Origin of the sequence: Streptomyces sp. NRRL S-350, from assembly GCF_000719705.1 — a bacterium.
Lineage (GTDB): Bacteria > Actinomycetota > Actinomycetes > Streptomycetales > Streptomycetaceae > Kitasatospora.
The window spans coordinates 86,782-112,578 of the sequence record NZ_JOHO01000015.1 but is presented as its reverse complement, the minus strand read 5'-3'; the positions used below and the strand labels follow the sequence as shown (position 1 = coordinate 112,578).

Annotated in this window: 18 protein-coding genes; 5 read left to right on the top strand and 13 right to left on the bottom strand. The window is 72.9% G+C overall.

Annotated elements, in window-relative coordinates:
• Positions 1-139: 139 nt before the first annotated feature.
• The gene (locus IF30_RS0117115) at positions 140-904 is read left to right on the top strand and encodes a tyrosine-protein phosphatase (protein WP_030238568.1); all 765 of its coding nucleotides are present in this window, start codon (positions 140-142) and stop codon (positions 902-904) included.
• Positions 905-956: 52 nt separating this feature from the next.
• On the opposite strand, the gene IF30_RS0117110 is transcribed toward IF30_RS0117115, so the two are convergent.
• Both IF30_RS0117110 and IF30_RS0117105 read right to left on the bottom strand, forming a co-directional pair.
• The gene (locus IF30_RS0117110) at positions 957-1,835 is read right to left on the bottom strand and encodes an ABC transporter permease subunit (RefSeq protein WP_051710459.1); all 879 of its coding nucleotides are present in this window, start codon (positions 1,833-1,835) and stop codon (positions 957-959) included.
• On the bottom strand, positions 1,832-2,743 hold the full coding sequence (locus IF30_RS0117105) for an ABC transporter ATP-binding protein (protein ID WP_030238563.1): 912 nt from the start codon (positions 2,741-2,743) through the stop codon (positions 1,832-1,834). The genes IF30_RS0117110 and IF30_RS0117105 overlap by 4 nt, the downstream gene beginning before the upstream one ends.
• A 134-nt stretch (positions 2,744-2,877) precedes the next feature.
• On the opposite strand from IF30_RS0117105, the gene IF30_RS0117100 reads away from it, so the two are divergent.
• Entirely contained in the window at positions 2,878-4,056 is a 1,179-nt protein-coding gene (locus IF30_RS0117100) for a sensor histidine kinase (RefSeq protein ID WP_030238561.1), read from the top strand.
• Positions 4,053-4,709: a response regulator gene (locus IF30_RS0117095; RefSeq protein WP_030238558.1), complete on the top strand. Its 657-nt coding sequence runs from the start codon at positions 4,053-4,055 to the stop codon at positions 4,707-4,709. Before IF30_RS0117100 ends, IF30_RS0117095 begins: the two co-directional genes overlap by 4 nt.
• Before the next feature lie 58 nt (positions 4,710-4,767).
• Here IF30_RS0117095 and IF30_RS0117090 read toward each other — a convergent pair whose 3' ends face one another.
• The 9 genes from IF30_RS0117090 to IF30_RS0117050 form a co-directional block, all read right to left on the bottom strand.
• Positions 4,768-5,877, bottom strand: coding sequence for a hypothetical protein (locus tag IF30_RS0117090; RefSeq protein ID WP_199807879.1), 1,110 nt, complete (start codon positions 5,875-5,877; stop codon positions 4,768-4,770).
• A 440-nt stretch (positions 5,878-6,317) separates the two neighbouring features.
• Entirely contained in the window at positions 6,318-6,905 is a 588-nt protein-coding gene (locus IF30_RS50235) for a hypothetical protein (RefSeq protein WP_030238553.1), read from the bottom strand.
• 126 nt (positions 6,906-7,031) lie between these two features.
• On the bottom strand, positions 7,032-8,051 hold the full coding sequence (locus IF30_RS0117080) for an N-acetylglucosamine kinase (protein WP_030238550.1): 1,020 nt from the start codon (positions 8,049-8,051) through the stop codon (positions 7,032-7,034).
• Positions 8,052-8,151: 100 nt separating this feature from the next.
• Positions 8,152-9,462 carry a 6-phospho-beta-glucosidase gene (locus IF30_RS0117075; protein ID WP_030238547.1) on the bottom strand — a complete coding sequence of 437 codons (1,311 nt, stop codon included), beginning with the start codon at positions 9,460-9,462 and terminating at the stop codon, positions 8,152-8,154.
• Positions 9,462-10,379, bottom strand: coding sequence for a carbohydrate ABC transporter permease (locus tag IF30_RS0117070; RefSeq protein ID WP_030238545.1), 918 nt, complete (start codon positions 10,377-10,379; stop codon positions 9,462-9,464). The genes IF30_RS0117075 and IF30_RS0117070 overlap by 1 nt, the downstream gene beginning before the upstream one ends.
• Before the next feature lie 21 nt (positions 10,380-10,400).
• Entirely contained in the window at positions 10,401-11,417 is a 1,017-nt protein-coding gene (locus IF30_RS0117065) for a carbohydrate ABC transporter permease (protein WP_078891444.1), read from the bottom strand.
• A 27-nt stretch (positions 11,418-11,444) separates the two neighbouring features.
• Positions 11,445-12,800: an ABC transporter substrate-binding protein gene (locus IF30_RS0117060; RefSeq protein WP_030238538.1), complete on the bottom strand. Its 1,356-nt coding sequence runs from the start codon at positions 12,798-12,800 to the stop codon at positions 11,445-11,447.
• Between the two features lie 159 nt (positions 12,801-12,959).
• Positions 12,960-14,150, bottom strand: a complete 1,191-nt coding sequence (locus IF30_RS0117055; RefSeq protein WP_030238536.1) for an ROK family transcriptional regulator — start codon at positions 14,148-14,150, stop codon at positions 12,960-12,962.
• A gap of 328 nt (positions 14,151-14,478) precedes the next feature.
• The gene (locus IF30_RS0117050; protein WP_051710458.1) at positions 14,479-15,666 is read right to left on the bottom strand and encodes a mechanosensitive ion channel family protein; all 1,188 of its coding nucleotides are present in this window, start codon (positions 15,664-15,666) and stop codon (positions 14,479-14,481) included.
• 469 nt (positions 15,667-16,135) lie between these two features.
• On the opposite strand from IF30_RS0117050, the gene IF30_RS0117045 reads away from it, so the two are divergent.
• On the top strand, positions 16,136-16,780 hold the full coding sequence (locus tag IF30_RS0117045; RefSeq protein ID WP_030238531.1) for an HNH endonuclease: 645 nt from the start codon (positions 16,136-16,138) through the stop codon (positions 16,778-16,780).
• Positions 16,781-16,935: 155 nt separating this feature from the next.
• On the opposite strand, the gene IF30_RS41595 is transcribed toward IF30_RS0117045, so the two are convergent.
• The gene (locus tag IF30_RS41595) at positions 16,936-20,502 is read right to left on the bottom strand and encodes a beta-N-acetylglucosaminidase domain-containing protein (protein WP_234322725.1); all 3,567 of its coding nucleotides are present in this window, start codon (positions 20,500-20,502) and stop codon (positions 16,936-16,938) included.
• On the opposite strand from IF30_RS41595, the gene IF30_RS49360 reads away from it, so the two are divergent.
• Positions 20,501-20,758: a hypothetical protein gene (locus IF30_RS49360; protein ID WP_234322724.1), complete on the top strand. Its 258-nt coding sequence runs from the start codon at positions 20,501-20,503 to the stop codon at positions 20,756-20,758. The genes IF30_RS41595 and IF30_RS49360 overlap by 2 nt on opposite strands.
• A gap of 319 nt (positions 20,759-21,077) precedes the next feature.
• Here the strand turns inward: IF30_RS49360 and IF30_RS0117035 are convergent, their stop codons facing one another.
• Positions 21,078-25,412, bottom strand: coding sequence for a ricin-type beta-trefoil lectin domain protein (locus tag IF30_RS0117035; protein ID WP_158835217.1), 4,335 nt, complete (start codon positions 25,410-25,412; stop codon positions 21,078-21,080).
• Positions 25,413-25,797: the final 385 nt, after the last annotated feature.

Sequence of the window (25,797 nt, the reverse complement as noted above, 5' to 3'; positions counted from 1 at the left end):
CCGGTCGCTCCCGGGCGCCGGCGGGAGTGGGATGGGGAGTGCCGGTCGGCGGCTTGCCCGGCGACCCCGGGAGGCGTTAGACATCTAGATGTCTCGATGTGCTCCTCCTCCCGCGCGGCTCCACCGAAAGGCCTCCCGCATGTCCCTGGTCAACTTCCGCGACCCCGCCGTCCTCGGTGACCCCGAGGGCCTGCGGGTCCGCTCCGGCGTGCTCTACCGCTCCGCGCAGCCCTTCCCCGCCGCCGACGCGGCGACCGTCGCCCAGCTGCGCGCCTGCGACATCCGCACCATCGTGGACCTGCGCGACCCGCGCGAGACCCACCCCGACGACTGGGCCGCCGCCGAGGCCGCCGGGATCGCCGTCGTCGCCGCCCCCGTGAACCCGGCCACCGACGTCCTCACCGCGCGGATGAGCACCATGACCACGGCCGCCGACCTCGGCGACTTCTACGTCCTGCTCGCCGAGTCCGCCCCCGAGGCGCTCGCCGCCGCCGTCGAGGCCACCGTCCGCCCGGGCGCCGTCCTGCTGCACTGCGCGGCGGGCAAGGACCGCACCGGCCTGCTGACCGCCCTCCTGCTGGACCTCCTCGACGTCCCCGCGGACCGCATCGTCGCCGACTACGCCCGCACCACCGACGCCCTCCCGCAGATCTTCGCGGGCCTCTCGGAGCGCCACCGCTCCGCCCTCAACGACCCCACCGCCACCGCCCGCGTCACCGACGCCCAGGGCCGCCACCTCACCATTCCCGCCCCGCTCCTGGAGGCCCCGGCCGAGGCGATGTCCGTCTTCCTCGACCGCGTCCGCAGCCACCACGGCGGCGCCGCGTCCTTCCTCCCCGCCTGCGGCATCCCGGCGGCCACCCTGGGCGCCTTCCGCGCGAAGGCGGGGGCGGCCGCGGTCTGAACAGGTCCGGCGGCCGTCGGGCGGTGGCCGTCGGCCTGCGCCGCGCGAAGCCTCAGACGTCCCGCCGCCGCACCACGACCACCGTCACCACCACCGCGACCAGCGCCCACACGCCCATCGTGATCCAGGAGTCCGGCACGCTCGGGGCGTACTTCCCCATGGTGGTCGCGGAGTGGGGGTTGATGGTGAGCCGGCTGACGGTGGCCGACGGCAGGTGGGTGCCGATCTCCTTCAGCCAGCGGTAGCGGTCCCCGCCGAACATCAGCGGCAAGATGAACATCAGCATCACCAGCGCCACGATCGAGGCGGTGGCGTGCCGCAGCAGCGCGCCCAGCGCCATCCCGATCAGCGCGCAGGTCGGCACGATCGCCGCGTAGCCGAGGACGGCCCGCAGGCAGCCCGCGTCGGTGATGGAGAGCCCGACGTGCCGGGAGGCCAGCATCGCGTTGGTGACGAAGAAGGAGGCCGTGGACACCACCGCACCGGCGAGCGCGGTGATCCCGCCGATCAGCAGCACCTTGGCCGCGATCACGCCCCGCCGGTCCGGCACCGCGGCGAAGGTGGTGCGGATCAGGCCGGTGGTGTACTCGCCGAACACGGTGATCGCGCCGAGGCTGCCGGCCGCGATGGCCATCAGGTCACTGCCGATGCTGCCGAGGCCGTGGAAGAGCGGGTCGTACCGGTACGGTCCGAATCCGAACTCCGGCGCGGGCGGGTGGTCGATGTAGGTGAGGTCGGTGTGGACGGCGTTCACGTTCACCGCGATCGCCACCAGCGAGGCGAGGGCCAGCACCCAGTACGTCGACCGCAGCGAGCGCAGTTTGATCCACTCGGCGGCGAGGAGGTCGCCGAACCGGGGTGCGGGCTCGGCCGGGTGGACGCCCCGGGCCCGGCCGGCGGTGACGGTACGGTCGGGGGGCACGGTGCTCATCGGGCCTCTCCTGCCAGGTATTCGACGCTGTCCGCGGTCAGGGACAGGAACGCGGACTCCAGGGACGACGTCCGGGTGGCCAGCTCGTGGAGCACCACGCCGTGCCGCAGCGCGAGCTCGCCGATCCGCTCGGCGGGCAGCCCGGTGACCACCGCCGACCGGCCGTCCGCTTCCGGGACTTCGGCACCCTCCGCCCGCAACACCGCGAGCAGGGCGGTGAGTTGCGGGGTCCGGACGGCCACCGAGGACACCGCGTTGCACGCCGAGAACTCGGCCGGACTCTGGTCGGCGATCAGCCGGCCGCGGCCGATCACCACCAGGTGGTCGGCGGTGTGCTCCATCTCGGCCATCATGTGGCTGGAGACGAACACCGTCCGCCCCTCGGCCGCGAGCCGCCGGAACAGCCCGCGCACCCAGAGCACGCCCTCCGGGTCCAGCCCGTTCAACGGCTCGTCGAACAGCAGCACCGGCGGGTCCCCGAGCAGCGCGCCGGCGATGCCCAGGCGCTGCTTCATGCCCAACGAGTAGCCGCCGACCCGCCGCCCCGCGGCCTTGCCGAGGCCGACCTCCGCCAGCACCTCGTCCACCCGCCCGAGCGGGATCCGGTTGCTGCGGGCCAGCGCCGACAGGTGCGCCCTGGCGCTGCGCCCGCCGTGCACGTCGCCCGCGTCCAGCAGCGCGCCGACGTGCCGCAGGCCGCGCGGCCGGTCGGTGAAGGGCGTGCCGTCCACGGTGACGGTGCCACCGGTGGGGGTGTCAAGGCCCAGGATCATCCGCAGCGTGGTGGACTTGCCCGCGCCGTTGGGGCCGAGGAAGCCGGTGACGGCGCCCGGCCGGACGGTGAAGGTCAACTGGTCGACGGCCGTGGTGGCGCCGTACCGCTTGGTCAGTCGCTCGATCTCGATCACGGGGACCACGGTGCCGGGCGGCACCGCGGCCGGGCATCGGGCCGCGGGCCACAACCGGGAACGGCCGCCCCCGCCCACGGGATTACTCCCCCGGGCCGATGTGGCGTCCGAACACCCGCGGCTACCATCGCGTCATGATCACCGACTCCCGCCCGCCCCTGCTCGGACGCCTGCCCGCGGGCGTGTGGGTGGCGGCACTCTGGACGGCCGTCGTGGTGTTCCGCTACTTCACCCGGGACGACGAACTGCGCCACCTCCTCGAGTACCACGGCAATCCCGAGGACATGCCGCTGGTGGTCACGGCCGTGGTCACCACCCTGGTGGCGGCCCTGCTGGTCCGGCTGCCGCTGGTGGCCGTCGTGGTGGCGCTCGCGGGCAGCGTCTTCTCGCTCGGGATGTCCAGCGTCCCCGAGACGACGGTGCTGCAGTTCCTGATCGCCGACGCCGTGGTCGGCTACTGCGCCGCCGTCCGCTCCCGCGCGGTCTCGCTCGGCGCCCTCGGGCTGCCGCTCGCCACGCTGGCCGGTCTGCTGCTCTGGGGCGCAGTCGAGGACTACCCCGTCAACCCCTTCGCCTACGGCGGCATGGCCGCCACGGCGCTGATCGCCTGGCTGGTCGGCAACACCGTCCACCAGGGCCGCGCCCACAGCGAGGCGCTGCGCGGCCGCGCCACCGAGCAGGCCGTCACCGCCGAACGGCTGCGGATCGCCCGCGAGTTGCACGACATGGTCGCGCACAGCATCGGCATCATCGCGATCCAGGCCGGCATGGGCAGCCGGGTCATGGACACCCAGCCCGCCGAGACCCGCAACGCGCTGAACGCCATCGAGGCCACCAGCCGGGAGACCCTGGCCGGCCTGCGCCGGATGCTCGGCGCCCTGCGGGCCGGCGAACCGGAGTCGGCGCCGCTCGAAGTCGCCCCAGGGCTGGGCGAGTTGGACCGGCTGGTCGAGAAGGGCGCGAGCGCCGGCGTACGGGTCGCGGTGACCCGCGGCGGCGAGCCGCGCGCGCTGCCCGCCGACGTCGACCTCGCCGCCTTCCGCATCGTCCAGGAAGCGGTGACCAACGTGGTCAAGCACTCCGGCACCCGGGACTGCCACGTCACCGTCGACTACCGGCCGGACGGACTGGCCGTCACCGTCGTCGACTCGGGAACCCGGCCGGCGACGGCCGACCCCGGCACCGGCTACGGCATCGCCGGCATGCGCGAGCGGGTCGCCCTGCTGCACGGCGAGTTCAGTGCGGGCCCGCGCCCCGAAGGCGGCTTCCTGGTCGCCGCCCGACTGCCGACACCCCTGGAGGTGGCGCCGTGATCCGCGTCGTCCTGGTCGACGACCAGCCGCTCATCCGCACCGGCCTGCGCGTGCTCATCGCCGACGCGCCGGACCTGGAGGTGGTCGGCGAGGCCGGCAACGGCGCCGAGGCCGTCGAACTGGTCGGCCGGCTGCGCCCCGACGTCGCCGTCATGGACATCCGGATGCCCGGCATGGACGGCATCGAGGCCACCCGCCGGATCACCGCCGATCCGGAGCTGCCCACCCACGTCCTCGTCCTCACCACCTTCGACGACGACGACTACGTGTACGGCGCGCTGCGGGCCGGCGCCAGCGGCTTCCTGGTCAAGGACCTCGCGCTGGAGACCATCCTGGACGGCGTCCGGGTCGTCGCCGCCGGGGACGCCCTGCTGGCCCCCGGCATCACCCGCCGGCTGATCGGCGAGTTCGCGGCCCGCCCGCACGGGGCGGCCCAGCCCCGGCGGCCCGTCGCCGAGGCCGTCACCGACCGCGAGCGCGAGGTGCTCACCCTGGTCGGCCGGGGCCTGTCCAACGCCGAGATCGCCGGTGAACTCACCATCAGCGTGGCCACCGCCAAGGCCCACGTGGCCCGGCTGTTCACCAAGCTCGACGCCCGCGACCGCGTCCACCTGGTCATCCAGGCCTACGAGTTCGGGCTGGTCGGCCCATGACGGAAGGCGCCGGGGCGGGCCCGCACGGCCGCCCCGGCGCCTCATCCCCGACCTGGTGTCAGTGGACGACCGGGTGCGAGATCTCGCAGCCGCCCGCACCGCCGTTGTAGTCGTTCGCCCAGGTGCCCTGCATGGCGAACGAGCCGGTCGCGAAGGCCACGTTCTGCGCGCCGCCGACGCCGCCGGTGCCCTTCCAGGCGCACTTGTCGGCGTTCTCGTAGCCGGTCGAGTCGGTCCAGCCGCCGGCCGGGTTCTGGTCGGTGACGGTCTCCGAGTACTCGTGGCCGTACACCATGGTCACGCCGTCCAGCAGGCCCGCGCTGCCGCTGTTGACGTAGTTCTGGCCGCACGAGGTGCCCATGTCGGTCACGTACGGGTCGTTGGTGAACGCCACGTCGCCGTACGGGGACGGCGCCGCGCCGCCGCTCAGCGTGGTGTCGCCGTTCCAGTCGTGCCAGGCGCAGAAGTTGCCCGCCGAGGTGTTGAAGCCGTCCGGGTGGGTGCCGGTCGGCGAGAGCACGACGTACTGCACGTTGCGGTTGGCGGCGGCCGTGGTGTTGCCGAAGTGCCCGGCGGCCTTGACGGCCTCGGCGGCCAGCTGGTTGCCGGAGGCCTGGCCCGGCGCGGCGGCCGAGGAGTCCACCCAGACGCCGGCCAGCGCACCGCCGGTGGGGTAGCCGACGTGGGCGGCGGTGGACGGGCAGCTGGTCGCGCCCTTGGTGATGCCCTCGCAGTACTGGGTCATGACGCCGGACCAGGTCTCGCCGTTCGTGCCGAGGCCCTTGAACAGCTGCTGCGCGCGGACGGCGATGCCCTTCGGGTCGCCGGAGAGGGTGGTGTTGCCGTTGGCGTCGGTGCCCTGGGAGCCCCAGAAGACCAGGTAGACCTTCGGCGCGCCGGTGGTCACGCCGATGCCGTCCACGCCGCCGCCGTACCGCAGGTTCGAACTACGCTGGGCGGCAGCGGAGTTGGCGTTCGCATTGGCGTTGTCCTCCTTGGTGGGGACGGCGCCGTGCCGGTAGGGGTGGGTCTGGCCGGCGGTCTCGCGGACCGGCTGGTCGGCCTGGGCGGCCGGCGCGGCGGCGAAACCGGAGGCGGCGAGCGCCAGCGCGCCGAGCCCGGTCAGGGCCCGGGTCCGAGTCCGGCGGGAGGTGGGGGACATGCCCATCGTGAGGGTTCCTCTCTCGTGCCGCCGCGCACGGGTACGGCGCGGCGGCACTGTGGGGGACGAAGGGAGGTACGACCGCGGCAGGCCGGAACGGCGGACCGCCCGTCAGGGGGCGGTCAGCGGCGTGAGGATGGGGGACCGGGCTGCCGCCGATGGCCGGAAGCAAAGCAGAGGCGTCGGAACCGGGTCAACGACGGCCGGAGTAAGACCCGCCCCAAGGGGAGCCCAGGTCGAGGTATAGAAGGTCAAAAGACCGCACCTGGAACGCGGTTGACGCGGGTAGCGAAGCCGAATGTCAACAGTTGAGAGGGGCTTCTACACCGTATTCACCCGCGCGCATCCACCTGCGCCGGGTCACCCGCGCCGCAGCACCCGCGGCGTGTCACCCCGCGCGTTCTCCGCGCGTTCCCCCCGCGCGGCAGCGCCCGCGACCGGGGAGGTCACGGCGCCGCGACCTCCCCGATCCGCATGATCCGCCCGTGCGAGTCCAGCACCACGTCGTAGGCGTTCCCGTGGCAGCCGAACGGGTCGGCCGGGTCGCGCTCCGCCAGGCAGTCGTTCAGGTGGGTGATCAGCTCGGCCGGCGGGACGGGCTTGGCCTGGTCGCCGTGCGTGCGGTCGATCACGGTGGCGGTGACGCCCGCCGCGGCGAAGCCGTAGTGGACGGGGGTGCCGGTCGGGGTGTAGCGGCCCGGGTCGCAGGTGTAGCGGGCGGGCTGGGCGGTGAGTTCGGCGGGGCCGGCGGAGACGACGACGAGGATCTGGTGGCCGGGGCTGGTGGCCGGGGCCGTGCAGGCGGCCTGGGCGGCGGCGGGGGAGTAGGACTCGGCGCTCTCGTCGTCGTCCCCCGCGAGGTCGGCCTGGTCGTCCTGGTCGTCGAGGACGTCGTCCGCGTCCTCGTCGGCGACCGCGGCGGCGGAGGCGGCGGCCACCGTGGGGCGGGAGTCGGCGGGGGTGCAGCCGGCGAGGGCTGCCGCGGTGCCGCCGGTCAGCAGGGCGGCGGCGAGGAGGGTGCGGGACACGGCCATGACGCAAAGTCTCCCCGGGCGGGGGCGGAAGTCGGTAACCGTGATCACGACGGGCCCCGGGGGAGCGGTTCCCTCCCCCACCCGGACGTGCGGATCCGGCGGGGGAGGGAAGTCCTCGTGGTGGCGTCAGGCCGCCACGGGCCGCGGCCCCTCGTACGCTTCGCGCAGCCGCCGCTGGGCCTCCTCGCCGACTTCCAGGTGGTCGAGTCCGAGCAGGGCCGCGCCCAGGACGGGCGGTGCGACGACGACGCGGGGTTCGGCCAGCGGGGCGGCCTTCGCGAGGCGGGCCTTCAGGTTGTCGAGGAGCAGGGGCTGCCCGGAGGCGAGGACGCCGCCGCCGAGGACCACCGGGGTGGGGGAGTCCAGCAGTCCGAGGCGTCCGAGGGCGACGACGGCCAGGCGGACGATCTCGTCGGCCTGGCGGTCGATCAGCTCCAGGGCGACGGCGTCGCCGTCCCGCGCGACCGCGAACAGCACCCGGACGAGCTCGTGCAGCCGGCTGCCCGGCAGGTGCCCGAGGTGGACGGCCTCGGCGACGGCGCCCGCGCTGGGCAGGCCGAAGTGCTCGGCGATGGCCCGGGCGAGGGCGGTCGGCCCGCCGCGGCCGTCCTCGGACCGCACGGCGTGCCACATGCTGGTGATGGCCAGGCCGGAACCGCCGCCCCAGTCGCCGGTGAGCTCGCCGAGGGCGGGGAAGCGGGCGGTGCGGCCGTCCGGGAGGAGGCCGACGCAGTTGATGCCGGCGCCGCAGACGACGGCGACGCCGCGCGGGGCGTCGGTGCCGGCCCGGAGCAGGCCGAAGGTGTCGTTGACGACGGTGTTGCTGACGCCCCACGGGTGGGATTCGAGGGCGGCGCGCAGTCCCTCCTCCTCGACCGGCAGGTCGGCGTTGGCGAGGCAGGCGCTGACGTGGCTGGTGAGCACGCCGCGCCAGGCCGGGTGGCCGGCCTCGGCGGCGGCCTGGGCGACGAGCGGGGCGAGGGCGGCGACGGCTGCGGCGCCGCCGGTCTTCTGGGGTTCGAAGCCGCCGCCGCGGGCGGTGCCGAGGACGGTGCCGTCGGCGCCGACCAGGGCGACGTCGGTCTTGGAGTTTCCTGCGTCGATGGCGAGGACGCCTGGCAGGAGTGGTTCGGGCTGGTGGGTCATCAGGTCCCCGCGGCTCGTACGTGGCCCGGCCGTCGGTCCCGGCCGGGGTGCCCGGCCGCGGTGCGGCGGCCGGGGGTGGGCGCTCTCCGCGCCGACCGGGTCAGGCCCAGGCGAGGTGCCCGCGGTTGTGGGCGAGCAGCCGGTCCGTGAGCCGGTCGGCGAGCTCGAGCTGGCCGACCAGCGGGTGGGCGAGCAGGGCGTCGAAGACCCGGTCGCGGCCGCCGTGCAGGGCGGCGTCGAGCGCGAGGTGCTCGTACGCGGTGACGGCGGCGACGAGTCCGGCGTACAGCGGCTCCAGCGGGCGCTGCGGCAGCGGGCGCACGCCGGCCGCGTCGACCTCGGCCGGCACCTCGATGACGGCGTCGTCCGGGAGGAAGGGCAGGACCCCGTCGTTGCGGGTGTTCACCACCTGGACGGAGGTGCCGCCGCCGGTGCCGAGCAGGGCGGCGATCAGTTGGACGGCGGCCTCGGAGTAGAAGGCGCCGCCGCGTTCGCCGAGCAGTTCCGGCTTGGTGTCCAGGGCCGGGTCGGCGTACATCTCCAGCAGCCGGCGCTCGATCCCGGCGACCTGGGCGGCGCGTGAGCCCTGTTCCTTCAGCTCGGCGACCACCGCGTCGTGCTGGTAGAAGTACCGCAGGTAGTAGGAGGGCACGACGCCGAGCCGCTGGATGACGGGCTGCGGCAGGTGCAGGTCCGCCGCGATCTCCTTGCCGTGCGAGGCCAGCAGTTCGGGCAGCACCTCCCGTCCGCTCGCGGCGCCCGGGGCGTCCAGCAGGGTCACCCCGCGCTCCCAGGTCAGGTGGTTCAGCCCGACGTGGTCCAGCCGGACCAGCTCCGGGTCCACCCGCAGGTGCGCGGCGAACTTGCGCTGGAAGCCGATGGCGACGTTGCACAGGCCGACGGCCTTGTGGCCGGCGGTCTGCAGGGCCCGGGTGACGATGCCGACCGGGTTGGTGAAGTCCACGATCCAGGCGTCCGGGTTGGCGCGGCGCACCTGCTCGGCGATGTCGAGGACCACCGGGACGGTGCGCAGCGCCTTGGCGAGCCCGCCGGCGCCGGTGGTCTCCTGTCCGACGCAGCCGCACTCCAGCGGCCAGGTCTCGTCCTGGTTGCGCGCCGCCTGCCCGCCGACGCGGAGTTGCAGCAGGACGGCGTCGGCGTCCGCGACGCCCGCCGCCAGGTCCGTCGTGACGGTGACCGCCGCGCCGTGCCCCTGCTTGGCGAAGATCCGCCGGGCGAGCCCGCCGATCAGCTCCAGCCGCTCGGCGGCCGGGTCGATCAGCACCAGCTCGCCGACCGGCAGGGTGTCGCGCAGCCGGGCGAAGCCGTCGACCAGCTCCGGCGTGTAGGTCGAACCGCCGCCGACGATGGCCAGCTTGAGGGAGGAAGCTCGGGACTTCGGTGCGGACATCAGCCCTTGACCCCTGTCAGTGTCACGCCTTCGATGAAGGCCTTCTGAGCGAAGAAGAAGAGGACGATCACCGGCGCCATCACCAGCAGGGTGGCGGCCATGGTGAGGTTCCAGTTGGTGTGGTGGGCGGCCTTGAACGACTCCAGCCCGTACGAGAGGGTCCAGGCGTCGTGGTTGTTGCTGGCGTAGATCTGCGGCCCGAAGTAGTCGTTCCAGCAGTAGAAGAACTGGAACAGCGCGACCGCCGCGATGGCCGGCCTGGCCATCGGCAGGACCACCCGCAGCAGGGTGCGCAGGTCGCCGCAGCCGTCCATCCGGGCGGCCTCGATGTACTCCTTGGGGATGGTCAGCAGGAACTGGCGCAGCAGGAAGATGGTGAACGCGTCGCCGAAGGCCATCGGGATGATCAGCGGCCAGAGCGAGCCGCCCAGGCCCATCTGCTTGGCCCAGAACAGGTACATCGGGATGACGGTGACCTGCGGCGGAAGCATCATCATCGCGATGACGGCCATCAGCGCCAGGTTGCGGCCGCGGAAGCGGAACTTGGCGAGCGCGTAGGCGACGGGCAGGCTGGAGACGACGGTCAGCAGGGTGCCGAGCCCGGCGTAGAGCAGCGTGTTGCGCCACCAGGTGAGGAAGCCGGGGGTGTTCCAGACCTGGCCGTAGTTGCCCCAGTGCCAGTCGGTGGGCCAGTAGTCGGTGGTGAGCGCCTGCCGGTCGGACATCACCGAGGTGAGGAAGACGAAGACGAACGGCAGCAGGAAGAACAGCGCGGCGGCGATGGCCAGGGAGTGCACGGCCACCCAGTGGAGCAGTTCGCGGCGCCGGGCGGCCCGGGCGGCTGGCCCGCCGGGGCGGGCCGGGCGGGCGGGGCCGGACGGCGCCGGCGCCTCGGTGAGCGTGTTGCTGAGAGTCATGATCAGGTCCTCACTGGCCCGCTAGTCGTCGCTCGCCATGAAGCCGGACCGGCGGCGGAGCAGGATCGAGGTGACGGCCATCGAGATGGCGAACAGCACGAGGGCGACGACGCAGGCCGCGCCGTAGTTGAAGCGCTGGAAGCCGAGGTTGTAGACCATCTGCGGCAGGGTCCAGGTGGAGCCGCTCGGGTAGCCCGGCTCGAACTGCTGGCCGGAGTTGCCCGCGATGCCGCTGGCGACCTTCCCGGCGACGAGCGCCTGCGTGTAGTACTGCATGGTCTGGATGACCCCGGTGACCACCGCGAACATGATGATCGGCGAGATGTTCGGCAGCGTGACGTACCGGAACCGCTGGAACGGGCCGGCGCCGTCGAGTTCGGCCGCCTCGTACTGCTCCCGGGGCACGTCCAGCAGCGAGGCCATGAAGATGACCATCAGGTCGCCGATGCCCCACATGGCGAGCAGGGTGAGCGCCGGCTTCGACCAGTCGGGCGAGGCGAACCAGCCGGGCTGCGGCAGGCCCAGCTCGCCGAGCAGGTGGTTGACCGGGCCGGTGCCCGGGTTGAACAGGAAGGCGAAGGCGACGGTCGCGGCCACCGGCGGCGCCAGGTACGGCAGGTAGAAGACCGTGCGGAAGAAGCCCGCGCCGGTCTTGACCTTCGTGATGAGCATCCCGATGCCGAGGCCGAACACGACCCGCAGGCTGACCATGACGACGACCAGCCACAGGGTGTTGCGCAGGCCCTGCCAGAACGTCGGCAGCTGGTCGAAGACGTAGTCCCAGTTCTTCAGGCCGTTGAAGGCCGGCGCGCCGAAGCCGTTGTACTGGGTGAAGGAGAAGTAGGCGGTGGAGACCAGCGGGTAGACGAAGAAGACGCCGAACCCGACCAGCCAGGGCGAGAGGAAGGCGAGGGTGCGGGCCGCCTCCCGGCGGCGCTTGCGGCGCAGCAGGTGCTGCGTGGAGGGCGCCGCCGGGCCGGTCGGTCCGGCGCCCGCCGGCCCGTCGTTCCCCTTGCGGGTGCCGAACGCGAGTGACATGGGAGCTCCGTGGGCCGGTCCCGGCGCTTACTTGGCCTGGGCGATGTCGGTGTCGATCTGCTTGGCCGTGTCGGCCAGGCCGGCCTGCAGGTCGGTCTGCTTGCCCGACTCGTAGTCGTAGCCCAGGTTCTGCAGCGAGACGATGTAGCCGCTGCCGTTGACGGCCGCCGGGGTGGTGCCGGAGTGGGCGTTCCTGGCGACGTCCAGGAAGGTCTTGAAGTTGTCGTCGCTCACCAGCTTCGGCGACTCGAGCGCCGCGAAGGTGCTCGGCACGTTGTGGATCGCGTTGGCGAAGCTGACGACCGAATCGGTGTCGGTGGTCAGGTACTTGACGAACTCCCAGGCCGCGGCCTGCTTCCTGCTGGTGCTGGCGATGCCGATGATGGTGCCGGTCTGGTAGCCGCGGCCGTAGGTGTCGGCCTGGTCGTCCGGGACGGGGAACGCGGCGGTGCCCCAGTCGAAGTCGGGCTTGTCGCCGGCCAGCAGGGCGGTGCGCCACTCGCCGTCGATGGCCATCGCGACCTGGCCGGTGTCGAAGGGGTTCTTGGCGCTGAACTCCTCGCCGAAGGTCGAGCGGAACTTCTCCAGCTTGGCGTAGCCGCCGAGCTGGTCGACCATGCCCTTCTGCCACTTGAGCATCGCGGCGACCTTCGGGTCGGTGGCGATGCTCGACTTGCCGTCGGGGCCGAAGTAGGAGGGGCCGTACTGGCCGAGGAAGTGCTCGGTGGTGGACTCGTAGCCGTGGTAGAGCGGCATGAAGCCGAGCTGCTTGTACGAGTCGCCGTCGGCGACGGTCAGCTTGGCGGCGTCCGCGGCGAACTCGCTGAACGTCCTGGGCGGGTTGGCGATGCCGGCGGCCGCGAAGGCCTTCTTGTTGTAGTAGAGGCCGTAGGCGTCGCCGAGCAGCGGCAGCGAGCACTGGTTGCCCTGGAACTGCGTGTAGTCGAGCATCGCGGCCGGGAAGGTCTTGACCGGGTCGATGCCGCTCTTCTGCAGCAGGGGCTTGAGGTCGGTGAGGGCCTTGGTGGCACAGAACATGCCGACGTTGTTGGTCGTGAAGGAGGACACCACGTCGGGCGCGTCGTCACCGCCGGCCCGCAGGGCCTGGTTGACCTTGTCGTCCTGGACGTTGTCCACGGCCTTGACGTGGATGGTGGGGTGCGCCTTCTCGAAGGCGGCGATGCGCTCGTTGATCGCCTTGGTCTCGTTGTCCTGGCTCCAGCCGTGCCAGAAGGTGATGGTGACGTCCTTGCCGCCGGCCGAGTCGTCGGTGCCGCCGGAGTCGCTGGAACCGGTGCAGGCGGTGGCGAGCAGGGCCAGGACGGCGCTGCCGGCGACGGCGACGACCGTGCGGCGGCCTCTGCGGGAGGTGGTGGCGTGCACTTCGGGGTCCTCCTGGGAGTGCGCGGGCAGGCGTCGTTGCCTCAGGTCCCGCGTTCGGGGGTCGGGGAGAGGTGGGTGCGGGCAGCGTCTGTGGGCGGGGGCGGCGGGGGCGGGGCGTCGGTGGAGGCGTCGGTGGGTGGGCTTCAGTGGGTGGAGGCTTCAGTGGGTGGAGAAGACCGCCTCGCGGGCGTCGGACAGGGCGCGCTGCAGGGCACCGATCAGGACCGGTGAGCCGGGCAGGGCGCTGCTGCGGACCTCCGGCCGGGCGATGGAGATCCGGGCCAGCTCGTCCTCGACGAGCGCGCGCAGCCGTTCGCCGCCCGCGCTCGGCACGGCGCCGGAGAGGACCACCAGCTCCGGGTCGACGACGGAGACGATCACGGCCAGCCCGACGGCCAGCCGCCCGGCCAGTTCGGCGAGGAAGCCGTCCCCGGCACCCGGGGTCACCAGGGCCTTGGCGATCGACTCCTGCGCGGTGGGCGCGCCGAGCCCGTGCTCCCGGGCCAGGGCCCGCACCGCGGGCGCCCCGACCAGCGCCTGGAAGCCGCCGAAGTTGCGGCGCCGGGAGTCCCACTCGACGGGCGAGCCGGGCACCGGCATGTAGCCGACCTCCCCGGCGCCGCCGGTGAAGCCGCGGTGCAGCCGGCCGGCGATCACGATCGCGGCGCCGACGCCCGCCTCGGCCCAGAGCAGCACGAAGTCCTCGAAGCCCGCCGCCGCGCCCGAGGCCTGTTCGGCGACGGCGGCCAGGTTCACGTCGTTCTCGATCGACACCGTCGCGCCGATCGCCTCGGACAGCTCCTCCACCAGCCGCGGCGAGTGCCATCCGGGCAGGTGGGAGGCGTAGCGCAGCTTGCCGGTGACCGGGTCGGGGGCGCCGCCGACGCCGATTGCGACGGTGCGCAGGCTGCCCTCGGCGAGCCCTGCGGCCCGGACCGTCTCGGCGACGGCGGCGGCGGCCCGGGAGACGGTCCCGGCGGCCGGCGCGCCCTTGGTCGACACGGTGTGCTCGGCGAGCGTGGTGCCGGTGATGTCGGCGACCGCGACCCGGATCGCGTGGTTGGTGACGTCCAGCCCCGCGACGTACCCGGCGGCCGGATTCACCTGGTACAGCTGCGCGTTGGGCCCCGGGCCGCCCGCCGTGGTGCCGACCGGCAGCACCAGCCCGGCCGCCTCCAGCCGGGCCAGCAACTGGGAGGCGGTGGGCTTGGACAGCCCGGTCAGCGTGCCGATCTGGGTGCGCGAGAGCGGGCCGTTCGCCAGCAGCAGTTCGAGGGCGGCCCGGTCGTTGATGGCGCGCAGCAGGCTCGGAGTGCCGGCGAGGGGGGCCTTGGCGGTGCTCTTGGTCATGCCGGGATCCTCCTCTTCCGCCCGTCCCGTGTGAACTGTTAGGAAACTTTCCAGTCGCTTGGAGAGGACCGTACGGTCGCGTCGGCGGAGTGTCAATGGCCGGTGAAGCGGAGGATGCCGAAGCGTTACCGGGCCCCCGAACGCCCGCCCCCGCCCCGCCGGCGGAGTCGGCGCCTCATGGCGCGCCCCCCCCGCGACCGAGGAGGGCACGCCAACGGCCCGCTGCGCGGGAAGTCGGCCAGAGCGACTTCCCGCGCAGCGGGCCGGGAGGACTGTGGGAGGGCAGGGCGTTCGTCCCCCTCGCGGGGGCCCGCTTCCGCTACGGGGCCTACGGCTCCTGCTTCGGGACCGCGATCGGCTCGCTGGCCTTGAACCGGGCCGAGTTCGGGTCGGCGAGCGCGGACGGCGCCGTCTGCTCGGCCGCGGGGGCCGGTGTCGGCGCGATCACCACTCCGGTGGCCGCCGCCCCGGCCGGGGCCCCGGCCGCGGCGGTCGCCGCCGTCAGGGCCTCCTCCTTGACCTTGATCCCGGCCCGGTCGAAGGCCACCTTCAGCCGCCGGCGCAGCGCCCGGGAGACGGTCGGCGCCTTGCCGGGGGCGGTGCGGGCCTCCACCCGCACCAGCACCGAGTCCGCCGCGACCGACTCCACGCCCAGGATGGACACCGGCGCCCAGACCAGCTCGTCGTACGGCGCCTCCTTGGCCAGTTCCTCGGCGGTCTGCAGGATCAGGTCCTCGACCCGCAGCAGGTCCTCCTTGTACCCGATCTGGACGTCCACCGAGGCGGTCGCCCAGCCCTGGCTCATGTTGGCGATCCGCTTCACCTCGCCGTTGCGGATGTACCAGATCTCGCCGTTCGCCCCGCGCAGCTTGGTCACCCGCAGGCCGACCTCCAGCACCGTGCCGGTGGCCACCCCGGTGTCGATCTCGTCGCCGACGCCGTACTGGTCCTCCATGATCATGAAGACTCCGGAGAGGAAGTCGGTGACCAGGTTGCGGGCGCCGAAACCGATCGCCACACCGGCCACACCGGCGCTCGCCAGCAGCGGGGCCAGGTTCACCCCCAGCGCGGAGAGCACCATCAGCGCCGCCGTGCCCAGGATGCTGAAGGAGGCCACGCTGCGCAGCACCGACCCGATCGCCTCCGAGCGCTGCTGGCGCCGCTCGGGGTTCACCACCCCGGTGTTGGCCAGCAGCCCGCCCAGCCGGCTCTCCTCCTGGTGCTCCGGGATGCGCGCCATCCGCCCTATCAGCTGGGTGATCAGCTTGCGCACCATGGCCCGCAGCACCAGCGCCAGCACCACGATGAAGACGATCCGCAGGCCGGAGGCGAGCCAGCCCTGCCAGTGCGTGTCGAACCAGCTGGCGGCCTGCCTGGTGGTGTCCGAGACCTCCTGCGCGCTGGTCGGGATGCGCAGGTCCAGCTGCGGCAGCTGTGCGGTGGGGCTCGGATCCGGCGTCGGGACGGAGGGCGTCGGGGACGCGTCGGACAGACCGGTGGCGCCGGAGCGGAACACGGGCGGACCTTCCTTGCAAGGGGGTGTGTCGGGCCCGCACCGCCGGCAAGCGGCCCGCGGACCGTGCGCCTTAGCCTATCCGGCGCCGGGCCGCCGCCCGGACACGCCGCGGAGCGCCCGCGACCTCGCGGAAAGGCGCCGGAGGGCGTACGGAACCCCACGGACGCCCCGTCAACGCCCCGGTGCGCTCCCCCCGGACCGGGGCCCGGGCACTGCTCCGACCGGCCGAGCCGTCCCCCGCGAGGGCCACCCCGCCGGGCCCGGGGTGCACCCGGGTGAAACTCGACCCTCCCCGGGCATACCGGTTGTGACAGAGACCACATCAGGAGTTCCGTCAGCTCCGTTACACAGGAGTGGTGGCGCCGTACAAAGGCGTAAGGCGACACTGGGGGAGATCGCGTACTCGTTGCGCGATCCAACCGCTCGTCCCGGCGCGAGCCACGCGCCGCAGGCGTCCAAGGAGGCATCCGTGCCGCATGTCCTGGTCCTCAACGCGTCCTACGAGCCACTCGGCGTCGTATCGATGCGCCGCGCACTCATCCTGGTCCTCAACCACAAGGCGGTCAGCCTGGAGGACTCGGAAGTCACTCTGCACAGCGCCACCAGCGCCCTTCCGGCGCCGTCCGTCGTCCGACTGACCCGCTTCGTACGGGTTCCGTTCTGTGGGCCCGTCCCGCTCACCCGCCGGGCGCTGTTCGCCCGCGACCACGGCCGCTGCGTCTACTGCGGGGCCGCCGCCACCAGCGTCGACCACGTCATCCCGCGCAGCCGGGGCGGCCAGCACCGGTGGGACAACGTGGTGGCAGCCTGCCGCCGCTGCAACCACACCAAGGCCGACCGCCACCTCACCGAACTCGGGTGGCGGATGAAACGCCCACCCGCACCGCCCAGCGGACTCGCCTGGCGGATCATCGGCACCGGCATCAAGGATCCGCGCTGGCGCCCCTACCTGGAGCCGTACGGCGGCAGCGACCAGCTGCGCGCCCCGCAGTGGGGCGAGTACGAGCACCACGACCATACCGAGGCCAACCACTCGGTCCCGATCGGCCGGGCGCACGTCGCCCACCCCGCCCCCGTCCGCCGCGGCGAGCAGCCGGAACCGCTCTCCGCCTGATCCGAGCGTCACAAGGGCCCGCCCGTCACACCGTCGGTACGCGCCTCATGGGCCGCCGCGCCCCCCGCACCGGGGAGCACGGCGGCCCGCCGCGTTTCCGCACCGGGCCGCTTCCCGCCCGGCCCGGAACCCCGGCCCGGAACCCCGGCCCGGCGCTACGGCTTCGCGGGCGTCGCGGGCGGGGCCGTCGGAGTGCCCGGCGCACCGCCCGGCTGCGCGGGCTGGCCGGCCGGCGGTTGCGGCGGCGACTGCGGCTGTGCCGGCGGGGTCACCGCGTACAGCTCGATCCCCCACAGCGAGTAGCCGTACTTGGTCGCCCGCGCCACGCCCTGGACCCGGAGGAACCGGGCGCCGGGCGCGTCGAAGCGCACCGTCTCGTCGCCGCCCTTGCCGTTGTCGACCGTCGCCGCGTCGGTCCAGGTGCTCCCGTCCGCCGAGACCTGGATCCGGTACGAGGAGGCGTACGCGGCCTGCCAGTGCAGCACCGCCGCACCCAGCCGGGCCGCCTGCGGCAGCTCCAGCCGCACCCAGGCGTCGTCCTTGGCCGGCGAGGACCAGCGGGTCTTCGGGTCGCCGTCGGCGACCGCCGACGCCGGGAAGTTCGCCGTCTCGTCGCCCGAGGAGGCGGCCTTCGCGCCGACCGCCAGGTCCGGCCCGCCGGTCGGCGGCACCACGTGCACCTGGAGCACCTGCCGGACACTGGTCGTCCCGGACACGAACTGCACCGGCACCTGGTACGTCCCCGACGGAGTCTCCGGGGCGGCGGCGACCAGCAGCGGCACGCCCACCCGGCCGCCGCGCGGCACGGTCACCGGGCCGGTCGGGGTCACGGTCAGGCCCTTGGCGGCGGCCGGCACCTCGGCGCGCAGCTCGCCGGTGGTGCCCTCGGGGCGGCCGGCCTCCACGGTGGCCCGGGTCTGGGCGGGCGCGGCCGCGCCGGTGACCACGTCCAGGGCCGGGTCGGACAGGCTGAGCCGGGCGGCCGGGGCGTCCGCGTACCAGGGGATCACCTGGTTGACCACCGGCGGGTCGCCGCCCGGCTTCCAGGTCAGCCGGAAAGCGTCGGCCACCTGCCCGCCGGCCGGCAGCTCGTTGTAGCCGGGCTGCACGGTGCCGATGTCGGCCCAGGTGCCGTCGGGCCGGCGCACCGCGAGGGTGGCGGTGGCGTGCACCGCGGGGTCGGTCAGCACGGTGAGCCGGTCCAGCGGACGGGCGGCGCCGAGCTCGACCGTCAGCGGGTCGTCCTGCGCGGTCGGCGGCTTGGCGGCCCGGTACGCGGTGTCCGGGTTGCCGTCCAGCACCGACGCGGCCGAGGAGCCGGGCAGCGGGTCGGGCCCGCCGGTGACGCTCGCCGGGGACTCGTCCGGTGCGGTGACGGTGAACTCGCGCACCGCGACGGCGGTCTTCTGCGCGGACGTGGCGCGCAGCCGCACCGCCCGCACCACGGTGCCCGGCGGGAGCTGGGCGCTGACCGACTTCTGGTTCCTGACCACGGCGAGCTGCTTCCAGCCGCCCTCGCCCGTGGAGTACTCCAGCACGCCGTCGTGGAGGTAGTCGTCCGTGGCGGTCCGGGCGTCCGGGCCGCCGCCCCAGCCGCCCATCAGCACGGTCACGCCGCTGACCGGGCGGCCCGCGCCGAGGTCCAGGCCGACGGCGTCGCCGGGCTGCGGGGGAGCGGAGCTCCAGTAGAACGTGTCGGCCACGCCGTCCGCCATCAGGGCGGGCAGGTGGTCCTGCGCGGTGCCCATGGTGGTGGTCGGGGTGACCCCGCCGCCGACCACGCCCGCCCAGTTGTCGGCGGCGCGGACGGCCCGCTCCAGGAACGGGCCGAGCACCCCGGCGCCGATGGTGGCCGGTGCCCGGTCGAGCTGCTCGCGCAGCCGGTTCAGCTCGACCCGGGCCTTCCACGCCGCCGCGCCGTCGCCGCCGTGCTGGGCCAGCAGCATGTCCAGGGCGGCCTGTCCGGCCAGGCCGTAGTCCCCCAGCGGGCCCAGCCAGGGCGCCGCCTCGCCGGCCAGCTGGGCGGTGGCCGGGGTGGCGGCCAGGGTCTGCCGGGCGGTGGCCATCGCGGCGAAGGACTCCCGCAGCGGGGCCGCGGCCGCTATCAGCTTCGCCAGGTCGGGGGCCGCGCCCGAGGTCGGCTCGGCGGCGGCCCAGAAGCGGTCCAGCAGCGGCGTCAGGTAGCCGGACTCCTGCTTGGACAGCGGCGAGGAGGTGCTGTTGCCGGCCAGCGCGGTGACGGCGGGCAGCGTGCTCCCGGCGGGCGTCGCGTCGGCGCCGGTCGGACCGGCCAGCGAGCGCACCGCGGCCTGCCAGGAGTCGTCCGCCTTGTACCCGGTCGGGTTCCAGGCGAAGTCGCCGGCCGTGGCGAGGGCGATCCGGGAGGCCACCGGCTGCTGCATCGCGCCGGTCAGCATCACCGCGGAGCGGGTCGCCACGCCCGGATCGCGCCCGCTGTAGGCGCCGAGGAAGAGCCGGTCCGGGCTGGCGTCGTTGACCGGGTAGTTGTCCATGGTGAGCAGCGGGTGTCCGTACAGGTCGGCGGTGTCCGAGGCCTGCGCGGCGGTGATCTTCTCCGGGATCACCCCGACCCCGCTCCACGCCACCTGCACGCCCTCCGGCAGCGCCGCGGCCAGCGCCTTGCGGTACGGGGTGGCGCCCTGCTGGTGGTACTCGGTGGGCACCACGGACAGCGGTGCCAGGCCCGGGTACCGCGTGATCAGCCGGTCCTGCACCTTCTTCACCAGCTCGGCCTGCGCCTTGGCGGCCGCGGCCGGGCCGGTGCCGTACTTGTCGCGGTCGTCGTCGCAGTGCCACTCGTCGTAGCTGACGTCCAGGAACTGCAGCTGGAAGGCGGTGAAGCCGAGCTTGCGTAGCCCGTCCAGCTTGGCCACCAGCGCGTCCACGTCCTTGCCGGAGCTGAAGCAGAGGGACTGCCCCGGATCGATCGCGTAGCCGAGCGTCACGTGGTTGCGCTGCGCCCGGTCGCCCAGTTCGCGCAGCTCGTCCGCCTGGGCCGCCGGGTAGGCGCTGCGCCAGCGGGACAGCCGGAACGGGTCGTCACCGGGCGCGTACAGGTAGAAGTTCTGCTTGGACCGGCCGAGGAAGTCGACCTGCTCCAGCCGCTGCTGGGCGGTCCACGGGGTGCCGTAGAACGCCTCCGCGGTGCCGCGCACCGGTGCGCCCGTCGACCAGTCCCGCAGCGTGATCCCGGGCAGGCCGAGCCCGGCCGCCCCCGGCGCCTGCCCCTGCCCGGCCGGCACCGCCGCCAACAGCTGGCGCAGGCTCTGCGCGGCGTAGAACGTGCCCGCCGCGTCCACGCCCGACAGCACCACGGCGCCGTACGTCCCGCCGCCCTGGGCCGGCAGCTGACCCGCCGACAGCACATACCCGCCGGCCGGCATGCCCGACGTCGAGGGCCCGGTGCCGTCCTTGCCGCCCGCCGCGGCGGACAGCTGCCGCAGCACCCGGTCCACCTCGCCGCCGGCGCCCTCCGTGGGGCCGCCGACGTACACCACCAGCGAACCGGCGGCCGGCGTCCCGCCGTCCGTCCGCGACACCACCTCGGTCGTCCCGGCGACCTTCAGCACCTCCCGGACGGCCAGCACCGCCCCGAGGTCCGCCGCGGGCGCCGCCACCAGCGTCACCGCCGCGGGCACCGCCACCGGCCTGCCCGCCACCGTCTGCTCCTGCGGGCGCGGGAACACCCGAGGATCCGACATGCTCCCCAGCGGCGTCTGCGGCGCGGTGCTCGCCACCTCCGGCCCCGGCACGCCCGCGTACGCCGCCGACGGCACCACCCCGGCGAACAGTCCGCCGACCACCGCCGCGGCCGCGACCCCGGCCGCGATCTGCATCGCCCGCCGCCCCGGCCGCCCGGCAGCCCGCTCCTGCCGCTCCTCCCGCACGGACGCCAGCAGCGGCTCCGTGCCCTTGAGGTCCGCGATCAGCCGATCCGCGGTCCGCGGCGCCAACTGACGGCACGTCCGCGCCGTAGCCCGCCGCGCGACCAACGCCGCCGGGTGCTGCAACACGTCCCGCAACGCCGCACTCTGCTCCAACTGCGACCGCAGCCGCCGCCCGGCCACAACGGACACTCGGGCTTGCAACAGGAGCCTCCTAGCCAGGCCGGAACCACATCGCCGCAACCCCACCAGCTCCCCAACCCGGTGTCAACGCCGCCGCCTGCTATGCCCACCTTGCCCCGGTTCGACCGCCACCGGTGCTCCCGACAAACCATCGGGCCCGCGTCGCCGATCGGCGACGCGGGCCCAGGTGCCTGCCCGGAACGGGGAGGTCAGGTGCGAGGCGGAGCGGGAGGCACGGCCGAACGCAAGGTCGGGACGCTCCACTGCTGGTTCGCCTCGTACGTGCAGTCCGACAGGTCCAGTCGGGTGCCGTTGGTCGCCTGCCGCTGCGGTAGGTCGAGGCAGCGGCCGGAGGCGGGGTGGTACAGGGCGCCGTTTGCGAGCGGCAACCACTTCTGGGCCGACGTACCGTCACAGGTGTGGTACTCCAACGGCGTGCCGTTGACGGTGCCCGAGTTCACCGGGGCGATGCACCCGCCCAGGACACGGATGGTCCCGTCGGTACCCACGGAGAGCTGCTGCGAGGGGCCCGAGTGGCAGCCGTACAGCTGGATCGCGGAGCCGTCGGCGGTACCGGCGCCGTTGTCGTCGACGCACATGTCGCCGTTGACGCCCGACCGGACGACACCCGCGGTGCTCGGCGCGCTGGGGGCCACCGCGAAAGGGTAGACGGCGGTGCTGCTGATGTCTCCGTCGAAACTCGCGGTCGGCGCGGACTGGTACCTGTACCGGCCCAGCGTGAATGCTCCGGACGAGGGCGGGCTGGTGCTCGCCCGGTGGCTCCCGGTAGCGGCCAGGGTGCCGTCGACGTACAGCGACATCAGCCCGGTGTTCGCGTTGTAGGACGCGGTGAGCTGCGTCCAGACCCCGGTCCGGGTCAGGGCGTTGGCGTTGACCGTGGTCGTGTAGTCGTACGACCAGTTGTCGTCGTCGGCGTAGGCCAGGGCGAAGTTCCAGTTGCTTCCCGTACCACCGCTGTACAGCATGAAGTTGCTGCCGTGCACGGTGTCCTGACTGGCGATCACGCCGCTGGCGGGCCCCGGCTTCACCCAGGTGGAGAGGGTGAAGCTCTTGCGGGTGTCGACGACGGAGCGAGACATCGTGATGTTCGAGCCGGCACCTGGACTGAAGGCCCCCACGGTGACCGCCTGGCCGTCCACGGTGTCCCCGACCCAACTGACACCCGAGGCTGTGCCGTCGGCGCGCTTCTGACTGTCTCTGACGGTGTTGCCGCCGTCGGGCGAGGCCAGCCAGTTGCCGATCGGTCGGTTGAGGTTGCCGAGGACGACCGGGCTCTGCTCCAGTCCGGTCACCGTCGAACCGCTCTTGACATCGGGCGCTTTGGTGCCGACTCCGTCCCAGACGACCAGTTGGTTCTCGGTGTCGACGGCCCAGAGGTCCGGAACGCCGTCCCCGGTGACGTCACCGCTGGAGCCGACCTTGGGGTAGAGCTTGGTGTCGACTCCGCCGACGAACCCGCCCGAGGCCGGGTCGGCGAAACCGGAGGCATCGAAGGCGTTGCCTGGAGCCAGGTTCAACTGGTAGGCGTGGATGGTGCCGTCATTCTTCGAACGGCCCCAGACCGTGGGTACGTTCGTGCCCTTGGCCGGGCCAGGGGTGATCAGGTCGTAGGAGTCCCAGTCCTGGCTTTGTGACAGCAGGATGGCAGGGCCGTCGAGATGCTTGGTGGTGTCCTGCAGGTTGAGCCACAGCCGGCCGTGTTCGACGAAGAGCAACGAGGAGTGCGGCAGGCCGGCGGTGACGGTCCCGGGGTTCCTGAGTGTGTCACCGGTGGGTGATCCGAACGCCGCGATCTGGGTGACCGCGGACCAGTCCCCGCTGTTGCCGTAGGCCGCGCAGTCGATCGTCGTGGCGTCAGGAAGGGCGCAACTGCGGCTCTTGGTGAGCTCGACCGCCGCCTGGCCGTCGAGATGTCCGACCCTGTCGTCGTTGGTGTACAGGTATAGCTGTGCGGATCCGGAAGCGTGTGCAACGAGGTCGTCCACGTTCCGATCACTGAACGAGCCCCGATGGGTGATCTGGATGGTGCTCCAGTCCTGGTTGCCCGCAGCGCCTGGTGCCGAGGCCGGCTTGGTGTTCGGGGCCGCGTACGGGTCGATGTCGGCGCCCACCAGGCGCAGTGAGCCGGCGCTGTCCGGAAGGAGGACGTCCGCCTTGAGGTCGCCGTCGATGTCGCCCATGAGCGGGTCGCCCGCGGCGGGGTTGCTCGGGACGAAGTAGGTGTACGCAACCGGCTGGGACATGTTGCCGGCGTTGTCCTGGGTCTGCAGGTAGAGGAAGTTGGTTCCCCAGTGCGTGGGCCGGTGGGTCAGCTGGAAACTGCCGTTGCCGTCCATCTTGACGATGCCGTCGTCATTGCAGCTCCAGCCGGTGGCAGCGGCCTGGACGGGGTCGGTGGTCCAACGGGCGCAGGCCAGCCCTGAGGAGCGGCCGCCGGTGGTCGGGGCCGGGTCGGTGCCGCTCAGCGTGAAGACGCCGTCCTCACCGACGTGCTTGGGGTGCCCGCCCAGGGTGCCCGACTCGGGGAAGTCCGTCGAGGTGATGCGGGCGGTCGGCGGGGTGCGGTCGATGCGCAGGAAGCACATCGGGCTGTTCGCGCTGGTGAGCGTGTCGTCGGTGGTGGCGGCGAACCAGCCGTACTGGTGGCCGTCGATCAGCGGGCCGACGCTCGCGTTCTTGCGGCCCGAACTTGCCGCCCAGCCAGTCTCGTAGAGCTTCGAGGAGCCGTTGTCGTCGTCGTCCCAGATCTTGAACGCGGTCCAGAGCTGCTCGCCGGTCGGTGACCAGGTGTCGACGCTGAGGTTGATGTCGGTGTTGATGCCGACCCAGCCCGGGTTGTCCCAGGCGTTGGCGGTCCCGGGAGTCTGGCACTGGTCGTACGCCGCGTCACGGGCGAAGCCCGGGGTCGGGCTGGTGGCGGGGCTGCCGATGTGGGGTTCGAAGTCGTAGGTGACGACGATGTGCGGGCTCTTGTCGAACCGCTGGTGGTAGTACTTGTTGGTCTCGTCATCGGGGGCGAACATGAACGTCCAGCCGTCCCAGTGTTCGCGCGCCGCCTGGGCCATCTGACCGGAGACGTCGTACTCCTTGCCGCCCGTCCCCGAGATCCAGTTCGCGCCGACCTTGGCGCAGTTCGAGAGCTCCGTGCAGGGCTGGGCCTCCCAGCGCGTCCACTCGTTGATCGGGTTGCTCCTGCCCGCGCCGGTCGAGTAGAGGCCCATCGGCGTGGCCGTCGAGGGGCTGGACGACTCGGCGACAGTGGCGTAGAGCTTGGCGCCCAGTACCGCCGAGTCCCAGAACGCCGAGTTCAGGCCGACCTGGAAGTAGGCGCGCTCCTTCCCCTGTTTCTCGCAGCGGTTGGCCGAGTCGATGTAGCCGCAGTAGCCGGCTCCCGGCTTGTCCTGGCCGTACTGGGTGCCGTTGTACTCGGTGTTCTTGGGGTAGGCGGACTGCACCTGGGCCCAGGCCTGGGCGCCGTTGTCGACGCTGGGGTTCCAGCCGGGGTCGATGTACCAGGGGCCGGTTCCCTGCCCGAGGACCGAGGCGTCCGGGACGAGGTCGATGCCGGTGCCGCTGACGGTGACGGCGGTCTGCGCGGTCCTGGCGCCGGGGCCGGGAGACTTGCTGTCAGGCCCGAGCGGGGCCGGGGCGTCGGAGGCGGACACCTCGGCGGACTTGGCGGCAATCTCGGGCTGGGCTGCAGCAGCGGGGGCGGATGTCGTGGTCGAATCCCACATGACCGGCGTGGGAGCGGTGAATCGGGCTTTGCCGGACGCGTCCTCGGCCACCAGATTGCCGTTGGCGTCGGCCTTGACGGTGAGTCCGTCCGCAACGGTGTCGAGGTGCAGCTTCTTGATCTTCGGGTCGGCTGCCGCCTGTGCGGTGCGGACGACGAGGACCTGGCGCCAGCCGCCCGCGGTGGTCGCGTTGAGTTCGAGGTCGACGTCGGGCATGACGGAGCGGTAGAGCGCGCTGGCGCCGTGGAGTTCGGGCTTCGGAAGGCCGAACGGCGCCTTGATCGAGAGCTTCTTGCCGTCCGCGGTCGCCATGGTGGCCAACAGGCCGCTGCCGCCGCCGGAGAAGGACAGTGAGGACGGTACGGCGATCGGCGTGACCGAGCCGTCCGGGTTGGCCCGCAGGGTGGCGTCCACGGCGCGCCAGGTGCCGTCGGCGTTCTTGACCCGCTCCGCCACCGGAGTGGAATCGCTGGTCAGCGTGCCGTCCGGGTTGGCGGTGGTCCGACTGTTTCCGGTGGTCAGCGCATCGACGACGACAGGCTTCCCGGTGTTCTTCGCGCCGGCCTGGGCGGTGCGTATCGCTTGGATCTGAGCTGCCCGGGTATCGGACGGCACCTTCGCCGGGCGGGACGAAGGCGTCGGCCAGGTGGTGTCGGCGGGGCCGTGGTTGCGGTCGGCGGAAGCCGCCACCGCAGTGCCGGACCCCGCCGAGAAGCCGGCTCCGAGGGAGAGTACGACCGAGAACGCGAGTGGCAGGACGGCCATGCCGAATGTCCGGCTTCGCATGGTCCGTCCTGGTTTTGGAAGGGATGGAGGATGTGAGCTCGACATGGAGGCCCCGTCGTCGATGGTGAGGTGAGTAGGGATCAGGCGCACGCTGCCTTCACATTTTCTTCGCTGTCAAAGCGTTTTGTCGGTGGGGTGTCCGAGTTGTCGCGGGTGGTGACGCATTGCGCTCCGTGTGACATGGATCACGCACGGTGTTTTTAATTTTCTCCTACCTGCGATAGGTCGTACGCCCCTAAGGTGCCGGAAGCCTGGGCCGGTTGCGATCGGCCCGATTCAAGCTCTGGCGATCCATGGGGGGATCAGTTGTCGCGTCACGCCCGCCTATTCACGCGAACACGCAGCCTGCGAGTGGCCGTCGTCGCAGCTCTGGCTGTCTGCATGT

What these genes read in the sequence shown, in the direction of transcription:
- IF30_RS0117115 (WP_030238568.1), top strand. Translation starts at nt 140, where the DNA reads ATGTCCCTGGTCAACTTCCGCGACCCCGCCGTCCTCGGTGACCCCGAG.
- IF30_RS0117035 (WP_158835217.1), bottom strand. Translation starts at nt 25,412, where the DNA reads ATGCGAAGCCGGACATTCGGCATGGCCGTCCTGCCACTCGCGTTCTCG.
- IF30_RS0117100 (WP_030238561.1), top strand. Translation starts at nt 2,878, where the DNA reads ATGATCACCGACTCCCGCCCGCCCCTGCTCGGACGCCTGCCCGCGGGC.
- IF30_RS0117055 (WP_030238536.1), bottom strand. Translation starts at nt 14,150, where the DNA reads ATGACCAAGAGCACCGCCAAGGCCCCCCTCGCCGGCACTCCGAGCCTG.
- IF30_RS50235 (WP_030238553.1), bottom strand. Translation starts at nt 6,905, where the DNA reads ATGGCCGTGTCCCGCACCCTCCTCGCCGCCGCCCTGCTGACCGGCGGC.
- IF30_RS41595 (WP_234322725.1), bottom strand. Translation starts at nt 20,502, where the DNA reads ATGTCGGATCCTCGGGTGTTCCCGCGCCCGCAGGAGCAGACGGTGGCG.
- IF30_RS0117080 (WP_030238550.1), bottom strand. Translation starts at nt 8,051, where the DNA reads ATGACCCACCAGCCCGAACCACTCCTGCCAGGCGTCCTCGCCATCGAC.
- IF30_RS0117065 (WP_078891444.1), bottom strand. Translation starts at nt 11,417, where the DNA reads ATGTCACTCGCGTTCGGCACCCGCAAGGGGAACGACGGGCCGGCGGGC.
- IF30_RS0117075 (WP_030238547.1), bottom strand. Translation starts at nt 9,462, where the DNA reads ATGTCCGCACCGAAGTCCCGAGCTTCCTCCCTCAAGCTGGCCATCGTC.
- IF30_RS49360 (WP_234322724.1), top strand. Translation starts at nt 20,501, where the DNA reads ATGCTCCCCAGCGGCGTCTGCGGCGCGGTGCTCGCCACCTCCGGCCCC.
- IF30_RS0117090 (WP_199807879.1), bottom strand. Translation starts at nt 5,877, where the DNA reads ATGGGCATGTCCCCCACCTCCCGCCGGACTCGGACCCGGGCCCTGACC.
- IF30_RS0117070 (WP_030238545.1), bottom strand. Translation starts at nt 10,379, where the DNA reads ATGACTCTCAGCAACACGCTCACCGAGGCGCCGGCGCCGTCCGGCCCC.
- IF30_RS0117110 (WP_051710459.1), bottom strand. Translation starts at nt 1,835, where the DNA reads ATGAGCACCGTGCCCCCCGACCGTACCGTCACCGCCGGCCGGGCCCGG.